At 44.9% G+C, this 17,235-nt stretch carries 7 protein-coding genes; 6 read left to right on the top strand and 1 reads right to left on the bottom strand.

Going from position 1 to position 17,235, the window contains the following annotated elements; genetic code table 11:
- Nucleotides 1–67 precede the first annotated feature (67 nt).
- Genes R7093_RS07430 through R7093_RS07410 form a run of 5 tightly spaced genes read left to right on the top strand, consistent with a single transcriptional unit; the run spans nt 68 to nt 4,619 of the window.
- Nucleotides 68–1,027 carry an ABC transporter substrate-binding protein gene (locus R7093_RS07430; RefSeq protein ID WP_047101249.1) on the top strand — a complete coding sequence of 320 codons (960 nt, stop codon included), beginning with the start codon at nt 68–70 and terminating at the stop codon, nt 1,025–1,027.
- A complete protein-coding gene (locus tag R7093_RS07425) occupies nt 1,011–1,994 on the top strand; it encodes a FecCD family ABC transporter permease (RefSeq protein ID WP_047101251.1) in 984 nt (327 codons plus the stop codon). Before R7093_RS07430 ends, R7093_RS07425 begins: the two co-directional genes overlap by 17 nt.
- The gene (locus R7093_RS07420) at nt 1,994–2,956 is read left to right on the top strand and encodes a FecCD family ABC transporter permease (RefSeq protein ID WP_047101253.1); all 963 of its coding nucleotides are present in this window, start codon (nt 1,994–1,996) and stop codon (nt 2,954–2,956) included. Before R7093_RS07425 ends, R7093_RS07420 begins: the two co-directional genes overlap by 1 nt.
- Nucleotides 2,956–3,759 carry an ABC transporter ATP-binding protein gene (locus R7093_RS07415; protein ID WP_047101255.1) on the top strand — a complete coding sequence of 268 codons (804 nt, stop codon included), beginning with the start codon at nt 2,956–2,958 and terminating at the stop codon, nt 3,757–3,759. The genes R7093_RS07420 and R7093_RS07415 overlap by 1 nt, the downstream gene beginning before the upstream one ends.
- Nucleotides 3,759–4,619, top strand: coding sequence for a (2Fe-2S)-binding protein (locus R7093_RS07410; protein ID WP_047101257.1), 861 nt, complete (start codon nt 3,759–3,761; stop codon nt 4,617–4,619). The genes R7093_RS07415 and R7093_RS07410 overlap by 1 nt, the downstream gene beginning before the upstream one ends.
- 153 nt (nt 4,620–4,772) lie before the next feature.
- Here R7093_RS07410 and R7093_RS07405 read toward each other — a convergent pair whose 3' ends face one another.
- Nucleotides 4,773–5,747, bottom strand: a complete 975-nt coding sequence (locus R7093_RS07405; protein WP_025998710.1) for a peptidoglycan DD-metalloendopeptidase family protein — start codon at nt 5,745–5,747, stop codon at nt 4,773–4,775.
- A 253-nt stretch (nt 5,748–6,000) separates the two neighbouring features.
- Between R7093_RS07405 and R7093_RS07400 the strand changes: the two genes are divergently transcribed.
- Nucleotides 6,001–17,121 (top strand): tandem large repeat, encoded by an 11,121-nt coding sequence (locus tag R7093_RS07400; RefSeq protein ID WP_318146584.1) that lies wholly within the window; start codon nt 6,001–6,003, stop codon nt 17,119–17,121.
- The last annotated feature ends 114 nt before the right edge of the window (nt 17,122–17,235 follow it).

The raw sequence follows: 17,235 nt of genomic DNA, 5'->3' as shown, positions 1-17,235 counted from the left end.
GTAATTACGTGGTAGTCTAGCACGCAAAGAAGTAATGTAAATATCAATAATTATCATTTGTAATTTAATGGGCAGTTTTACAGCAGTCGTTATCATTTCAATAATTAGCCAAATGCTGTCTATTCAGCTTGCTTATGCAAGTGGATTAAACGCATCAGTTGTCGATGATCTAGACCATACTATTTCGACGTCGAATGTGACCCATTTCCCGCGTGTTGCAAGCGTGTCTACTTTTGGTGCAGAGCTAGTAATAGCAATGGGTGAGAAGCCTGTTGGTGTATCCGATTATCCTGGTGGATTTCCTCCTTATCTTTCTGCTTTAAATGACGTGCCAAGTCTTGGTAATCGTTCAAGAACCAGCTTTGAAGCTTTGTACGATGCGAAGCCAGATTTGGTTGTTGGTTTGGGGCGAATGTTAGAGCCTTACTATCAGCGCTTCGTCGAAATCGCACCGCCTCTCGGTTTTGATTTGATTACTTTAGAAGACAGTTTTTCTGCGGTAGAGCGTGCAAGCATGGCAATGGGGCGAGAAGAGCAAGGGAAATCACTAAATATGTGTTTTCAGACTTTTCTTGATGAAATGCAATCAAAGCTCGGTAATAGACAGTTTTCTGGTTTATTTCTGACAAGTGCTGGCGTCACTCCGCGAGCATACTACTCACACTTTATGTCCGTTGCTCTTATGGAAAAATTGAATATCCGAAGTGCGAATGGTGACTCGCCGTACGCGACGAAAACGCCTTTTTCTGGGCAAGTGGGTCTTGAGTGGTTGGTAAAACTCGATCCCGATGTGATTTTTATGTACCAGAACGCCGAGCCACAATTTACCGAATCGAAAATTTGGCAAAGCCTAAAAGCGGTGAAGAACAATCGAGTTTACTTGGTTGATATGACATGGCGAGAGCCAGAAGGGCCACTTTCACGAATTTGGGTCGCGATGGATATCGCCCACAAAGTGTATCCCGATCTTTTCCCTGCGCCTTCTGTTGAACGAGTTTATGAGGTGATCAATGGCTCATGTTCTTAGGATAACCAAACCAAGTGCGGTGATGGTTCGCAGTTTGGCGACGGCTTTGTTACTAGCTGTGGTTTATGTGTCTTTGTCGAGTGGCATTTACCATTTTGATGCCCAGCAGATCATGGCGTTTTTGATTTCTGATTCAAGCAACCAAGCATCCTTAGTGTTTTGGGAACTACGTTTACCTCGCACCTTAATCGCACTCTTTGGTGGGGCGGCGTTGGCGGTATCCGGCTCGCTCATGCAAGACATCGTTCGCAACCCGTTAGCGTCTCCAAACCTGACCGGTGTGATGTCTGGCGCTGCGCTTAGCGTGTTAACGGCGACCATGTTCTTGCTGCCATTGCCAACTTTGTTTTGGGGGATTGTAGGTGGTTTGCTTGGCGGTGCCATTACCTTATCCATTAGTTGGAAACAGGGCGTCACACCAGCGCGTTTGGCGTTAGCTGGCATTTCCGTGAGTGCGTTTTGCCAAGCAGCGGTGACCTACATTCTTCTGTCGGATCGCGTAGACAGTGAGTCACTGTTTTTCTGGTTAACGGGCAGTAACGCAGGCGCGAATTGGTCGGTGTTTACGCCGCTTGTTTATACCGTCATTCCTGCGTTTATATCGCTTGCGGTGACACATCGACAGCGTGGTTACTTACTGCTGGATGACACGGTTGCTCGTGGTTTAGGTATCGCGATCAACCGTTATAGATTGGCGTTTGGTTTTGTCTCTGTCGTGCTTACTGCGGTTGCGGTTGGTGCATTTGGTCCTGTCGGTTTTGTTGGCCTTGTTGCCCCTCATCTCGCTCGCATGATGGGGTTGGGACTTGGCGGTGCAGCTTTGATTGGTGCGGCACTCGTTACCGCAGCAGATCTCCTTTCTCGAACCCTGCTTATGCCGTTGGAAATTCCGATTGGCGTCATTACCGCGACTTTAGGTGCGCCTTGGTTTCTTATGTTGATTGTTCGTAAGCTGAGAGGGAAATAATGAAAACGCGTTTCTTGTTCCCTTGCTTGGCTTTGCTGGTGTTCGCTCCTGCACTGTTTATCGCTTCTAACCCAGAGCTTAGACAAGCAGGCGAACTGTTTATTACTCGCGGTACTTACCACCCATTTTGGTCGCTAACGTTACCAAGATTTTTGCTGGCGATTATGGCGGGTATGATGCTGGCAGTATCAGGCTTATTGCTGCAAACCACCCTCAAAAACCCGTTGGCAGACAGCGGTATTTTAGGGGTGAACGCTGGTGCTTCTCTTGGTGCTGTTTGTGCGATTTTGTTGCCCGCTTGGTTTAATTGGAATATCACCGCAGAAAGCGCGTTGCTGCTGTTTTCAATGGCGGGTGGTTTGCTCAGTGCGATTCCTGTTTTGATCGTTAGCCGAATCGGAAATACCAGTCTCACTCTACTCACAGGTGTAGCGATCACGGCGATTCTTGGCGCGTTGAGTTCGGCGCTGATCTTCACTATTGGTCAGGGTAAAACCGACATCGCATTGCAATGGATGGCGGGTGGTATGTATGGACGAGGTTGGGAGCAAGTAAGTTATCTTCTGCCTTGGTTCTTGGCCTGTTTAGCGTTCATTGTTTTGGTGTATTTGCCATTGAAATGGGTACGCTACGATGATGCGATTTTGCGTGGTATTGGTATTAACGGTGCTTTGCTGCGTTTGGGGATTCTGTTAGGTACGGTATTTATTACTGCGCCTGCCGTCTCAGCAGTTGGCCCGATTGGATTTGTGGGGTTGGTGATTCCGCACATTGCACGTTTGCTCAGTGCAAATGATCCTTTGCGAACCATGTTCACGACGTTGACTTTCGGCGCTGGTTTCCTCGCACTTTCAGATGCTTTAGCCAAACACTTACTGTTCCCAACCGAAATTCCAGCGGGCGTGATTACCGCACTGCTTGGTGTGCCATTTTTCCTCTTCTTGTTAAGGAAACACTCTTAATGACCCTATCTTCAAAAGGGCTTGAAGGGCAATCGCTCACTTCAGGCTACAACGATACGATGATCTTGAACGATGTGAACATCCGTCTTCAAGAAGGTAAGGTAACGGCGTTCATTGGCCCAAACGGGTGCGGTAAAAGTACGTTGATGAAGACCTTAACCGGTGCGATAAAAGCGAAAAAAGGCGACGTGACCTTTAAAGGTAAAGCGCTTAACCAATGGAAGCTTAAAGATCTCGCTAAACACATTGCGATTCTGCCTCAACATCCTACGGCACCAGAAGGTGTCTTGGTTGAGCAGCTTGTTGCGCTTGGTCGTGTTGCTCATCGCAAGTGGTATCAGGGCAACAGTGAGCGTGACCAAGAAGTGATTACTGAGTCGCTTGCTTCTGTCGGGTTGGCTGGTTACGAAAAGCGTGTAGTGAGTACGTTGTCGGGCGGTGAGCGTCAGCGCGTTTGGCTGGCGATGTGTTTGGCGCAAGAAGCTCAGTGGTTATTGCTGGATGAACCAACCAGTTATCTTGATTTAGGTCACCAACTCGAGTTACTTGAAGTGCTCGATAAGTTGAACAAGGAACGCAACTTAACCATCGTTTATGTTCTCCATGAACTCAGCCAAGCTGCGCAGTTCTGCGATGAACTGGTACTAATGAAAAAAGGTCAGATCTTAAAACAGGGGGCGCCTTTGGACGTGCTTACTCAATCGACCCTTGAATCGGTGTTTAAAGTGGAAGGAAAAATGGAAGTCATTGATGGCTACGTTTACTGTTTACCAAAAGCTTATGTTCGTGAGGAAGTGCGTTAATGGAAAACCTGTTTAATCAGTTTCGTACTTTGGTGGCTTTGCCTGAGAATGTTAAAGCGCTGAGTATCACCGAGCAGCAAGCCATCTTGAATCGACACGAACCTTTCTTCCGCTTACGTTTTGTTGAACAGCCGAAAGGCATTAAAGCCAGTGAATGGTTTGAGCGTGATTTTCCTGCTGTTGTGCAAGATTACGCAAGCTCTATTGAGGCAAAGCTGCCTTTTGCCGTGCCTATCTGGCAGAAAGTGTTCAACGCGATTTTGCTTACGTCGCTGGTCGGTCACCGTTTGGTGTTTGATCGCGTGTTGCAGTTAACACTCGATGATCTGTATCTGACCATTGGTGAAGACCATCGTATCGCAAGCATTGAAGTGTTGAGTGCAACGCCTTTCTTTGCTCTTGAGGCTGGTAACGAAAACGCGATGCAAGTGGAGTCAGAACTGGCTTTAGATGAGAAACTTGCGCAAGTCATTACGACGCTCTCTGAGCCATTGGTGCCGCTGTACAAAAAGCAGAAAGTTAGCCCGAAAGTGTTTTGGGGGAATGCCTTGTACGCGTGTGATTTGGCGTTTTCTAAACTTGCGCATCAACCATTAGCCAATGACAGGTTAGATCTAGACGTGCAAGCGGCATCAAAGTGGCAGCAAAGCCTATTTAACGCGGTAACACCAAAAGGCGGTGAGTTAAACACGGTAAAAAAGGTGACCTTTAATGGCTTTCAAAAGCTCTACGTGAGACGAGAAACGTGCTGTCTGAAATACAAAATTGAAGGCAAAGAGAAGTGCTCAACCTGTAACTTGCACGATTCAGAAATCCAAGAAAACATCATGCGTATGAACATGCTTGGGTTATTTCAGTAAAATCGATAAATTATCATTTTTTATTGACCACATGTAATTTCAGTAAAAGTCGCTTATTTGAAAAGGTTTTATGTGATTTAGAGCAAAGTTATGGTCTACTGTAGTTGCGGATAAATGACAGTAGGAAGAATACACGAATCGAAGTGGCTGTTGTTACCTATTTGACTGCTCATACCGTTGCCATTCCGCTGTTAACTCTGCTTTTTCTTTTCTCGCTGCAATCAGCATTTCTATATTTACGTCAGTGTTTGGGTGCCTTTGAATGTATCGCTCGTAATCAACCGGAACACCATTGATGTGCAGTTCAAGATGTAAATGCGGCCCTGTTGTTCTTCCTGTGTTACCCGTTTTCCCTATCACTTGTCCTCGGCTAATCTTCTCACCAACATGGACGTTGCGCTGAGATAAGTGTAGGTAGCGTGATACAGAGCCATTTGTGTGGCGGATATTAATGTAGTTGCCTGCAAAACGGTTGTAGCGGGACTTTAAAACGATGCCATCAGCAATACTACGAATCGGTGTACCTACAGGTGTGGCATAATCAGTGCCTAAGTGCGGAGTCGTTATATTGGTCACTGGATGTGTTCGCTTTAAGTCATAGTCAGAGCTCACTCTGTAGTTTTTATCAAAGGGTGAAGAAAACATGAACTGATTATTTATCGACACACCATGCTCATCAAATACGTTACCGTGACCATCATTGATAATAAATAAATCAGTTTTACTGCCTAAATAGTAAAAAGAACTAATGTAAGTTTCATTTTTACTATTTAATTTAGTTCTTAAGATAAAGTTATCACCTCTTTTAATCGAGTCAATAATATTAAACTTGCTTTTGATAAGTGCTAATAGCAAGTTGATCTCTTTTTGACTCACTCCTGATTTTAATAATGAAGCGACAAAAGAGTATTCAACAACACCGATAGTGATTTTTTGCCTACGAGTCTTCTTTTTAATTGATGGCTGCACATTCTCACTTTCGAATTCTAAAGGCTTGATGGTAGGTAGCCTATCCACAGGAGTGAGGAAGTAGTGAGAAAGCGATACGCTAATCAATATGATTAACGCAGTAGTGATAAGGGCTACGGTAGGAGCTTGCACACTCCTTTTTATTATTAAAATAGTCATTAGTTTTGTTGGTTTATCAATACTGACAGTTGTGCGTAGAGTATAATATTTTAAATAAAAACTAGCATTAAAGCATGAGTAATTCCTCTGTTTTAACTAAGTTAATGATTATAGGATGTAAAAATAATTTTAATAATTCAGTCAAAGTGACGGTTGGCTTGGTGTTTATGCCTATTTTGTTGGTGTTAATGTCACGTTGAGAAAATATTTTTCAATAATATAATCTCGGGAAAATATATTTTGCCAAATTACTATGTTCGCTAAAAATACGCTGAAATTAACATTAGGTCTTACGCTTACATCTCTTTTATTGAGTGCATGTGGTGGTGGTGATGGAGGAGACAACACACCTCCAGCTAGAAGCAAAGGAAGCATTTCCGGTATGGTGTTTGACGCCCCAGTCAATGGCGCCAAGATTGAGGTTTTCGAGTTCAAAAATGGAAACTTAGGTCGGAAGTTGGCTAACACGACGTCTGATGCCTTCGGAAACTATCTGCTAGAGTTTGAATCGTCGTCAATGCCTCTTTTTGTTGTTGCAAAAGAGGGGAGTTATACCGATCCGTTTACAAATGAAACGGTATCTGTGAGTAATGCGAAGACACTTAAATTTGAAGGTGTTGTGAACTTTAAAGAGGGGAGTGAGCAAAAGTTAATGCTTACTCCTCTGTCGAACTTGGCAGCAGGCTTGGCAAAGTACAAAATTTCTCAGGGGGCCACAGATGAGAGTGCCTTTTCAACCGCTTTGGATAGTATCAATAGCATGTATGGTTTTGACGTAAATGAGACCAAACCTATTGATATTACCAAAGGTGGGCAAAGCAGTTTTGCTAGTACTGGGCATCAATACGGTGCTTTATTAACAGCATACTCGTCTTACTCTTACGATCTTATAAAAAAATACGGCAACAGCGATAACGTCTACACTTCGATGCACTTCGCTGACATCCAATATCGGGATGTTATTGCAGATGGTGTTCTTGATGGTCTTGAAGTGAGCAAGACTTCAGGAGCAGTGACTCCCCTCAGCTTTGGACAGAAAAAGATAAACAGCGACGTTTACACACGTGACTTATCTCAGCACGTTTTGATCGTGGTAAACGACCCAAGTATCAATATTTCAGGTACTGATGCTGCCGACTATGTCGACTTTAGTAAGAAGCTTAATGACTTAGGTACATATGGCAGTACAGATGGCGTCATTCTACCGCGAGATGGGACGGAGATTGATACCACAGCGCCTATCGTGACACGCATTGACCGTGATGTACTTGCAGGCACCGATAAAGTTGACCTAAAAATTGTTGATGATATCGGTGTAGAAGACGTATCCGCCTTTATTCAGTATCAGATTAATGGCTCTTGGTCTGGTGAATTTCAATGTAACGACATACAAGATTTTGGAAGCACATTCTGTTCGGTTGAATTTGATGATTTTGAAGTTGGCCTTCGAGAGACCAACGTTAAAGTTAACATTAATACCAAAGAGATCGATAGTGTAGATATAAACCCTGCCACTGGGCTCTCAAACGTAACAGCAGCACGGTTAGTCTTATATACAGCGGATGTACTGGGTAATGAGTTAATTCCAGGCAGCCATTCGGGTCTTCATATCAACTTTGAGTGGGATAACGATGCGCCTGTTATCGATATTACATCGGCGAGTGCAATTAATAACCAACTTAAAGAATACGTTCTGAAAGGGGTTGTAAAAGAAAGCTCGCAAGAGATTAGTTCGGTCAGTATTTCATTTAAAGATGGCTTACATGAGGGCGTCACATGTTCTCCTGTCACTGTAGAGTCTGGAAATGCTTGTGAGTTTAGTAAGGCTTACCCAACTGATGAATTCCTATCTACGACGGTCTTTGAGGTTCGAGCGAGGGATAGCAAAGGCAATACGGGCTCTGCGCAGCATGCAGTAAGTCGTGACGATCAAGCGCCAGCACAGACGATAACCTATCCTGAAGGTACGTCAATGACGTACGTAAATGTGGGGTTAGATGGTGAACGAACCACTTACGATGGTATCTACTCTCAAGATACGTACACCCCAGGCAATGTTCAAGCAAGCCGCGATTTCCTGAAGATTGACTATGCGTATGCAAGTTTAGGGATTCAGAGCTCATTAAAAGGGATAGATTTTAGTAACTTCAACGCTAATTTATTGAAAGAGAATAAAATCCCTTATGTTCGTGTGAAAGTATCAGACGTAAATACCGATACGGTTTTAGGCTCCAACGCTAATAAGCTTAAGCTCGTCGTCAAGTACTACGTAAGCCAAAACAACGATAACAACTACTCACTTCAGCAAGTTATTGATACAACGGCATCAGATGACGATTACATCGCAAAAATTCCGCACGAAACGCTGTTAGATAGCAATGGGCGAGTTGAGGATGTCATTTATTACATTCCATTTGTAAGAGATATTTTGGGTGACAGCTTTAAATCGGTATCAGAAAACAGTAGTCAAAAGTTAGTCATTCAAACCATCGATGAGTCTGATAACGAAAGCACTCCAAGAGAAGTATATTTTAGAAGTAGCTTTGACCTACCAACCATAAAAGTGGTGACACCATTTATTGGTGCGCGAGCTCAACTTGAAGGGTTGAGCCCAAGTGGTGAATTCACTTCACTTGCAAGTTGTACCACTATCCAGCAACTGGAAAGTGACCAGTCCATGGCTCTTGACGTAGCGAGCTGTGAAACCACAACTGACGTAGTGAATTATGATTTCATGCGTGTTCGTTTAATTGGTATCGAAGGCAGTGAGCCATACTATTACCAATGGAAAAGAGATCCAGGGACCAAGAAAGTAACGGTTGACTTAAACAAGGCCAATATTGGTGTGTATTTTAAGCTCAAAGGTTCTCAAACTTACTATATTACTGAACTATCGACATATCAGACTGGTTTGTTTGATTTCCAGTGGGATCAAGTGACAGCGGGAGAGAAAACTTCAGAACGTGCGATTCAAATTCTTGATGAGGTGCGCTACGCGTTATCAGGTACGAATAACAACTCATTCTTTGGGTTTGACCCAACGGTTGTGTCTTATGCAACCAATGAAATGCTTGCGACTAAAGCGATTCCAGACAAGCCATCAAATGACTATCTACACCGATTCCTTGTTGAAGCAATTGATAGTATTGCCGAGAGAATGCCAAGAAATAACTCATTAGATTTTGCATCTGCTATTTACGATGATTTTAGCTACGATGGAAAAGCAAATGGTGTAGGGGCAGGAGGAAGTCAAGTTACGCTCGATTCTTACACGTTTGGCGCTGAAACTTACCGAAAAGATCTGGCGCAATCCTATTATGAAATCATGGCGAGCAAATACGGTATTGAGACCAATATCGCGCAGCTCTATGCTGATGATATTTCGATGGCTAATCCTGACTTAAATGGTAAGAACATTTTTGATACAGAGGGTAGCAGTATCGATACCTTGCCTCCGCAGCCAAAATTAACCATTGAAAGCGGTAGAGAGACGATGGTTGGTAATAGGCTTTATATCGCTGGCGAGGTTGTTTCTAAAATTGTCCTAGACGATCCTTCTGGTATTGTAGGAACCGACGCTTACGGTCCGAAGTTTAGCACGATGTGGTATCAAGCCAATGAGCCAAATATTGAAATACCACTGGACATCAACATCGTAGAAAACTCAGGCAGCAGCAATGCTTATCGAAAAGAGTACTTCTTCACCCTTAACTCCCAGTCTAGTGAACTAAAAGACATTATAGAGTTTGCCGTGGAGACCAGTGCTATGGACCCACATGGCAATGCGTATGGTTATAATGGTAAATCTCCGTTTATAGAATCGGTGTTTATTGATAACGATTTCCCTAAGGCCAGTTACCTTCCACCCAATGATGTCGATGGTAAACCTGTAGAAAACGGTATTTATTTAAATGCGAACAATACTCATGAATTAACCTTCAAGGTTGAGGATATTGTTGGTGATAAGCTTGCCTCGAGGGGCCTTGTTTTCTACCAGCAAACCGGTGAAAAAGTAACATACACACCAGAAAACTTTGCAAGTAACTCGAAAGACGCGTTTAAAGTCAAACTATGTACGGGAGAGATTTGTTCAAATCAAGGCTCTACGATTTATCCTGGTGATGGAGATTGGTTAGTTGTTGCCGCAGCAGAGGACAACTTAGGTAACTCCGTTTCAGAGTTAACTAGCACCGCTCCGAGATTCAATATTCGTATCGACTCTGAAGCTCCTATTGTAAAAAGTGAGCAGGTTCAAAGCCGTTTAGGTGGTAATAACCAATGGACACCTGTCATTGATTGGGGGACGTTAAGCTCTGGCAATAACGTAAAAATAGATTTGCGCCGCGGATCTGGTCAGGCTCTGACATTAGAAAGCTGTGACCCTCTAACAGAGGAGTGTGACGTACCATACCTAGTTGGTGAACAGCCTGACGTCAAAGTCCAACTGGTTTCAAAAGCATTTGATTACGATGAATGGAATGAGTTTTACGTCACTGCGACGGACAACGCTTACCCTGCCAATGTTAGTACAACAGGGAAATTTACCTTCCAAGTCGATAACAAAGGCCCTGAAATCATCCTAAACACGCCTTGGGTTGAAGACACATTGTCTAAAGAGAACTATGTCATAGGGCGTGAGTTCAATGTGCGATTTAAATCCGTAATAGACGATTCAGACCTTGAGCAAGTCTCGCTGTATCAAAGTGGTAAAGATTCGCCAATTAAGACAATTGTGCCAACGGATTCATCTAAAGAGTTTGTCATGTCTCTTATCAAGAGTGATACAGATAAAATAGACATTTCTGAAGATGAAAAAACAACGTCATTGTATGTAAAAGCAACCGATATATATGGTTTTGAGTCTAGTTCTAACACGCACAAGGTTATTCTTGATCGTGATGGGCCAACATTAGGATTAAGTGGTTTCAATGCGAATGACTACTACTTAGGTAACTATGTCTTTGACCTAACGGCGCTAGACCTAAATGCTAACGGTGATGTTTCAATTAATGGCGTAAATAGAGAAAGCCTAGAGTATTGGACGTTTAGCGATCTGGAACCATTACCTGGCTCTCCTGGTACAAAAATCAATGAGGATCTCAAAGTGAGCCTTGGTGATTTAGGTACGGGTACACACAAGATTCGTTTAAAAGGGTCTGATGTTCGTGGCAACACAACCTTAACCAGTGATGAGCAAGATTTTACCGTCAAAGTGTACAACTCAATCCCGCAGGTGACGCTGGCGATGAGTTACACGGATGGAACGCCAATTACAAACAACACCATCTATCAAGATGGGAATATCGTACTTACGCTTGATATTGTTGATGATAGTGGCGTTGATCGAATTGACTCAACGTATAGATTCTCTGGAGAGCAAAACGGGACTAACTTTACGTTCTCAGAAACCGCAGATGGCACTTGGACTGCAACGTTGCTTTCTACACAAATTGCCAAAGATGGTAATTATGAACTTGATATCAAAGTTTATAACAAAGTTCGTTACCTTGATGAAAAAGACCGAAAGGTTGGAAAAGTAAACCAAACCTTTAGCGTACAGCGTGAAGGCGTGGTTCTAACGGTTGAAAGCCCGCTGGACTTCCAAAATTACTTATCTGATGGTGTTCTTGATGTCACCTTTACTACATTGAGTGCGGTCAAAGCCAAAACGTTAGAGTGTTGGGTTCGTGAAGAATACAACTCTCTAGATGCGCCACCAACTAATGAGCAACCAACTTCTGGTGTTATCAACGTATCGCAAGAACCTTACAGTTGTAGTGTAAATGTTGGGCAAAACATGACCAAAGCACCTGTTACTTTGATCACTAAAACCTTGGGTACAAATGGGCGTGAAACGATCAACAAGTTCAATTTCTCGATGGTGGATATTGATGCACCGACAGTCGTAGATGGTAACTCATACAGTTTTAAAGGAAGTGATGTTTGGTTTGATGAAGCTTTGAAGAAGAAGATGCTCACATTTGAGCTCTCTTTTAATGATGCTTTATCAGGCGTGAATACCGAAAGTTCAGATGAATATCCAAAGTTGGTTCGTAATCTTGGCAACAAAGCTTATACACCAACGACTTGTGCCAAAGGTGTTGGAAATATCAAGTGTACGTATTCTGAATCCTATGCCGATATTATTGATGGCCTGAGTACAACTCAAGAATACAAAATCAAGAACTTATCTGATTTAGCAGGAAACTTGACGCCAGAGCACGATCTATTGCTTGAATTACCTAAAGGTTCGGTAGTCGTTGAAATTACTGATCCGGTTGGAAACACAACCATTAATGGTCAGCAGCTTGTCGCCAAGTTCAGAATTAAGCTGTATGAAAACTCTAGGCTAGACAATGTGATGACCAGGTTTGGAACGGAATCCTACAACTATAAAGATAATCCGGAGAAGTTTGCACAATTAGAGGTGTGTGCAGATGATCCAACCTACAAGTGTTCAACATTTACAAGTGAACTTCCTAGCGATGCGGATGGAAAAACGATCAGGACGACGATTACAACAACGGATGTTTGGTCGAGAGTCGGTGAAGCGACCGTTGATATTAAAGTTGACAATACATCTCCAAGTGTTGGCGATGAGATTATCGTAACTGAATCGCCAACAAATCCAGATAATGTTCGTTTTCGTTTCGACATAACAGACACTGGTAGCAGCCTGGCAAAAGTAAACTATTCAATTTTAAACCCAAGCTATCAAGAAGAAAGAGTAGAGGATGGGAACGGTTCATCTACGTACTTTGAACTACCGAAATCTCAGTTAGAGGGGCGTGGTTCAATCACGGTTGATATCAAAGCGACAGATAGTGTTGGGCTATATTCAGACATCAGAAAAGTCATTGATATTAGTGTTCCTAAAGTCACGGTTGATTTCGATGGAATTACGAGTTTGCAGGGGGGCAAACTGTTTTTTACCAAGGCGAGCCAGCCGTTTACGGTATCTACTGTGGAAGGAGAAAGAGTGAAAGCTTCACAATATTCTGTGGAGCTTATTCCAAGCCTCGGTGATTCCTTGCGTTACTCAGGTGATGTTATCTCATCTAGTGGTAATGGAATGATGAACTTTGCCGTCGATAACCAAGGGTCATACACCCTTAAGGTGACGGTGACGGACTCAGTTGGAAGAGAGAATACAAGCTTTGAATTACTGGGCAAAAGTTATGATGGAAAGGTTATCGAATCTATTGTTGATTATGACGCTCCAAGTATTTCGGGCTTAAGTGCTAATCAAATTTCTAAGGTACCGACAAACGATAAGTATCAGCTAGAAATTAGCGCATACATTACAGATAAAAATTTAAATCTCGTCACGTCAAAAGCGGTGAGTGGTGGCAGCACTGTGGCTCCTCAAGCGATTACTGAGCCGACAACCGAAGCGGGGCCTTATGTCATAAGCTATTTGTTACCTAAAGGCGATCACACGATCACGGTGGCAGCAACAGACAAGGTGGATAACAAGAGTGAAAGTTCTATTGACGCGCATGTGGAAGCGGCAACCGTTCCCGGGCTAAGTATATCTACTGCTTCAAGCGCCCCTCTTTTTGGAGGTGAAGAGATTACACTTACGTTTAACTTTACAGAAGAAGTTACTAACTTTGATATCTCAGATGTCCACCTTGTCGCTAGTGATAACGGCGCAACAGGAACGTTAAAGCAAGATACGTGGTCCACGTCAGACAACGTTACGTGGACGGTTAATTACATCAGTCCAGAAAAGCAAGATAAAAACATAACAATACAGGTAGAGGATGATAGCTACCAAAGTACCAACACCATTCCTGGAAAAGGAAGCAGTTTAAATATCGCGGTTGAAGGAACCTTACCAAAACTGACCAATGTGACATTTAACCCTGAGCATCAGAGCGTGGGGCAAAGCGTGAGTGTCTCGCTTCAGTTTGATAAAGAGCTCCAAGAGGCGACCGCTACGCTTGGCGGAAATCGCATTAGTTCTCTGTCAGCAACGGCAGATAAAAAGGTCTGGGTTGGTGATGTACAAGTTCCGAGCACCGCGCTGTTAAGTGTCGACTTGGTTGTTAGTCAATTTAAAGATTTGACTGGCAACATAGGTGAGGATAACACCGCTCACGAATTACCGATCACGCCAACCTTAGCTATTGCGCCAGTGGGCAGTGTGGATGAAACGCATGCCGCCACGCTACAATTCGAAGGCACGTCGACACGTTTTGACGGTCAGTCCCTGCGTCTTGAAGTAAAAGCCCAAGGCAGCGCGACGGTATTGAAAAGCAGCAGTGCGACGGTACAAGCCGGTGGCAATTGGACCAGTGACGCGATTGATATGAGTCACCAAACCAACGGCACTTATACCGTGATTGTGACAGGGACGAACTCAGCCGGCATTGAAGTGAGTGAAAGCCAGAGCTTTACACTGGCGCAGTCTCTGCCAACGCTGACTAACGTGACGTTTACGCCTGAGCACCAAGCCATCGGCCAAAGCGTGACGGTGACGCTGGAATTCGATAAAGATCTGCAATCCGCCGCAGCGGAGTTAGGTGGCACGACGATCACCTCGTTAGTGGCAACCGCGGACCCAAGTGTTTGGACTGGTGATGTGGTGGTACCAAGTACGTCGGAGCTCAATGTGGCGTTGCTTGTTCGTGACTACCAAGACTTATCAGGGAATACCGGAAGTCAGAGCACGGCTTACTCCATGCCGATCACACCAACCTTAGCTATTACGCCAGTGGGTAATGTGGATGAAGCGCATGCCGCCACGCTACAATTTGAAGGTACGTCGACACGTTTTGACGGTCAGTCCCTGCGTCTTGAAGTGAAAGCCCAAGGCAGCGCGACGGTACTAAAAAGCGGCAGCGCGACAGTACAAGTCGGTGGCACTTGGAGCAGTGACGCAATGGACATGAGTCACCAAACCAATGGCACTTATACCGTTATGGTGACGGGGACGAACTCAGCGGGCATTGAAGTGAGTGAAAGCCAGAGCTTTACACTCGCGCAGTCTCTGCCAACGCTGACTAACGCGACGTTTACGCCTGAGCACCAAGCCATCGGCCAAAGCGTGACGGTGACGCTGGAATTCGATAAAGATCTGCAATCCGCCGCAGCAGAGTTAGGTGGTACGACGATCACTTCATTAGTGGCAACCGCGGACCCAAGTGTTTGGACTGGTGATGTGGTGGTACCAAGCACGTCGGAGATCAATGTGGCGTTGCTTGTTCGTGACTACCAAGACTTATCAGGGAATATCGGTAGCCAGAACACGGCTTACTCCATGCCGATCACGCCGACCTTAGCCATCACGCCAGTGGGCAATGTGGATGAAACGCATGCCGCCACGCTACAATTCGAAGGCACGTCGACACGCTTTGACGGTCAGTCCCTGCGTCTTGAAGTGAAAGCACAAGGCAGCGTGACGGTACTAAAAAGCGGCAGTGCAACAGTACAAGCCGGTGGCACTTGGATCAGTGACGCGATTGATATGAGTCATCAAACCAATGGCACTTACATCGTGATGGTGACGGGGACGAACTCAGCGGGCATTGAAGTAAGTGAAAGCCAGAGCTTTACACTGGCTCAGTCTCTGCCAACGCTGACTAACGTGACGTTTACGCCTGAGCACCAAGCCATCGGCCAAAGCGTGACGGTAACGCTGGAATTCGATAAAGATCTGCAGTCCGCCGCGGCGGAGTTAGGTGGCACGACGATCACCTCATTAGTGGCAACCGCGGACCCAAGTGTTTGGACTGGTGATGTGGTGGTACCAAGCACGTCAGAGCTGAATGTGGCGTTGCTTGTTCGTGACTACCAAGACTTCTCAGGGAATACCGGTAGCCAGAACACGGCTTACTCCATGCCGATCACACCAACCTTAGCTATTACGCCAGTGGGTAATGTGGATGAAGCGCATGCCGCCACGCTACAATTTGAAGGTACGTCGACACGTTTTGATGGTCAGTCCCTGCGTCTTGAAGTGAAAGCCCAAGGCGGCGCGACGGTATTGAAAAGCAGCAGCGCAACGGTACAAGCCGGTGGCACTTGGACCAGTGACGCAATGGACATGAGTCACCAAACCAATGGCACTTACATCGTGATGGTGACGGGGACGAACTCAGCGGGCATTGAAGTGAGTGAAAGCCAGAGCTTTACACTCGCGCAGTCTCTGCCAATGCTGACTAACGTGACGTTTACGCCTGAGCACCAAGCCATCGGCCAAAGCGTGACGGTAACGCTAGAATTCGATAAAGATCTGCAGTCCGCAGCGGCGGAGTTAGGTGGTACAACGATCACTTCATTAATGGCAACCGCGGACCCAAGTGTTTGGACTGGTGATGTAGTGGTACCAGACTCGTCAGAGCTGAATGTGGCGTTACTAGTTCGTGACTACCAAGACTTCTCAGGGAATACCGGTAGCCAGAACACGGCTTACTCCATGCCGATCACACCAACCTTAGCTATTACGCCAGTGGGTAATGTGGATGAAGCGCATGCCGCCACGCTACAATTCGAAGGCACGTCGACACGTTTTGACGGTCAGTCCCTGCGTCTTGAAGTAAAAGCTCAAGGCAGCGTGACGGTACTAAAAAGCAGCAGTGCGACGGTACAAGCCGGTGGCAATTGGACCAGTGACGCGATTGATATGAGTCACCAAACCAATGGCACTTATACTGTGATGGTGACGGGGACGAACTCAGCGGGCATTGAAGTAAGTGAAAGCCAGAGTTTTACATTGGCGCAGTCTTTGCCAACGCTGACTAACGTGACGTTTACGCCTGAGCACCAAGCCATCGGCCAAAGCGTGACGGTAACGCTAGAATTCGATAAAGATCTGCAGTCCGCAGCGGCGGAGTTAGGTGGTACAACGATCACTTCATTAATGGCAACCGCGGACCCAAGTGTTTGGACTGGTGATGTGGTGGTACCAAGCACGTCAGAGCTCAATGTGGGGTTGCTTGTTCGTGACTACCAAGACTTATCAGGGAATACCGGTAGTCAGAACACGACTTACTCCATGCCAATTACACCGACAATACACCTAGACGTTATCAAAGATGTTACTGGAGTGGAAAGCGTGACAGTAAGTGGTAGCAGTGAACGATTTGAAGATGGTGAGTTCATAGATATTAAAGCAGTCGACGCTGATGGTACAGAAGCCACAGGCATGGCTATCGTGCTTTCAGACTCATGGACAACTGATTTAGATCTTTCAGGACTGAAGGAGGGGGTAGTGACGATTTATGTAAATGGTACCAACAAGCTTTCCGCCTCTGCCGAAGAGGCTCAAGCAACATTTAACTATGATCGTTTCGCAAGTACAGCCTCCTTAGGTGCTGTTTACAACCGATATTTTAGTGATAACAAAACTTTAAAAAATGCGGCATAAATAAAGCGAGCGTTTAGCTCGCTTTATTTCTTTGGGATGTGCCGTCCTAAATAAGGTTGACACTTTCCACCCCCAAAATTGGAGAGTGTTATGAAATCAACAACTAAAAGAACT

It is taken from the genome of Vibrio sp. 1580 (genome assembly GCF_033340055.1).
Note: the sequence above shows the minus strand (reverse complement) of the source record. Positions and strands in the feature narration are given on the sequence as shown.

What these genes read in the sequence shown, in the direction of transcription:
- R7093_RS07430 (WP_047101249.1), top strand. Translation starts at nt 68, where the DNA reads ATGGGCAGTTTTACAGCAGTCGTTATCATTTCAATAATTAGCCAAATG.
- R7093_RS07425 (WP_047101251.1), top strand. Translation starts at nt 1,011, where the DNA reads ATGGCTCATGTTCTTAGGATAACCAAACCAAGTGCGGTGATGGTTCGC.
- R7093_RS07420 (WP_047101253.1), top strand. Translation starts at nt 1,994, where the DNA reads ATGAAAACGCGTTTCTTGTTCCCTTGCTTGGCTTTGCTGGTGTTCGCT.
- R7093_RS07415 (WP_047101255.1), top strand. Translation starts at nt 2,956, where the DNA reads ATGACCCTATCTTCAAAAGGGCTTGAAGGGCAATCGCTCACTTCAGGC.
- R7093_RS07410 (WP_047101257.1), top strand. Translation starts at nt 3,759, where the DNA reads ATGGAAAACCTGTTTAATCAGTTTCGTACTTTGGTGGCTTTGCCTGAG.
- R7093_RS07405 (WP_025998710.1), bottom strand. Translation starts at nt 5,747, where the DNA reads ATGACTATTTTAATAATAAAAAGGAGTGTGCAAGCTCCTACCGTAGCC.
- R7093_RS07400 (WP_318146584.1), top strand. Translation starts at nt 6,001, where the DNA reads ATGTTCGCTAAAAATACGCTGAAATTAACATTAGGTCTTACGCTTACA.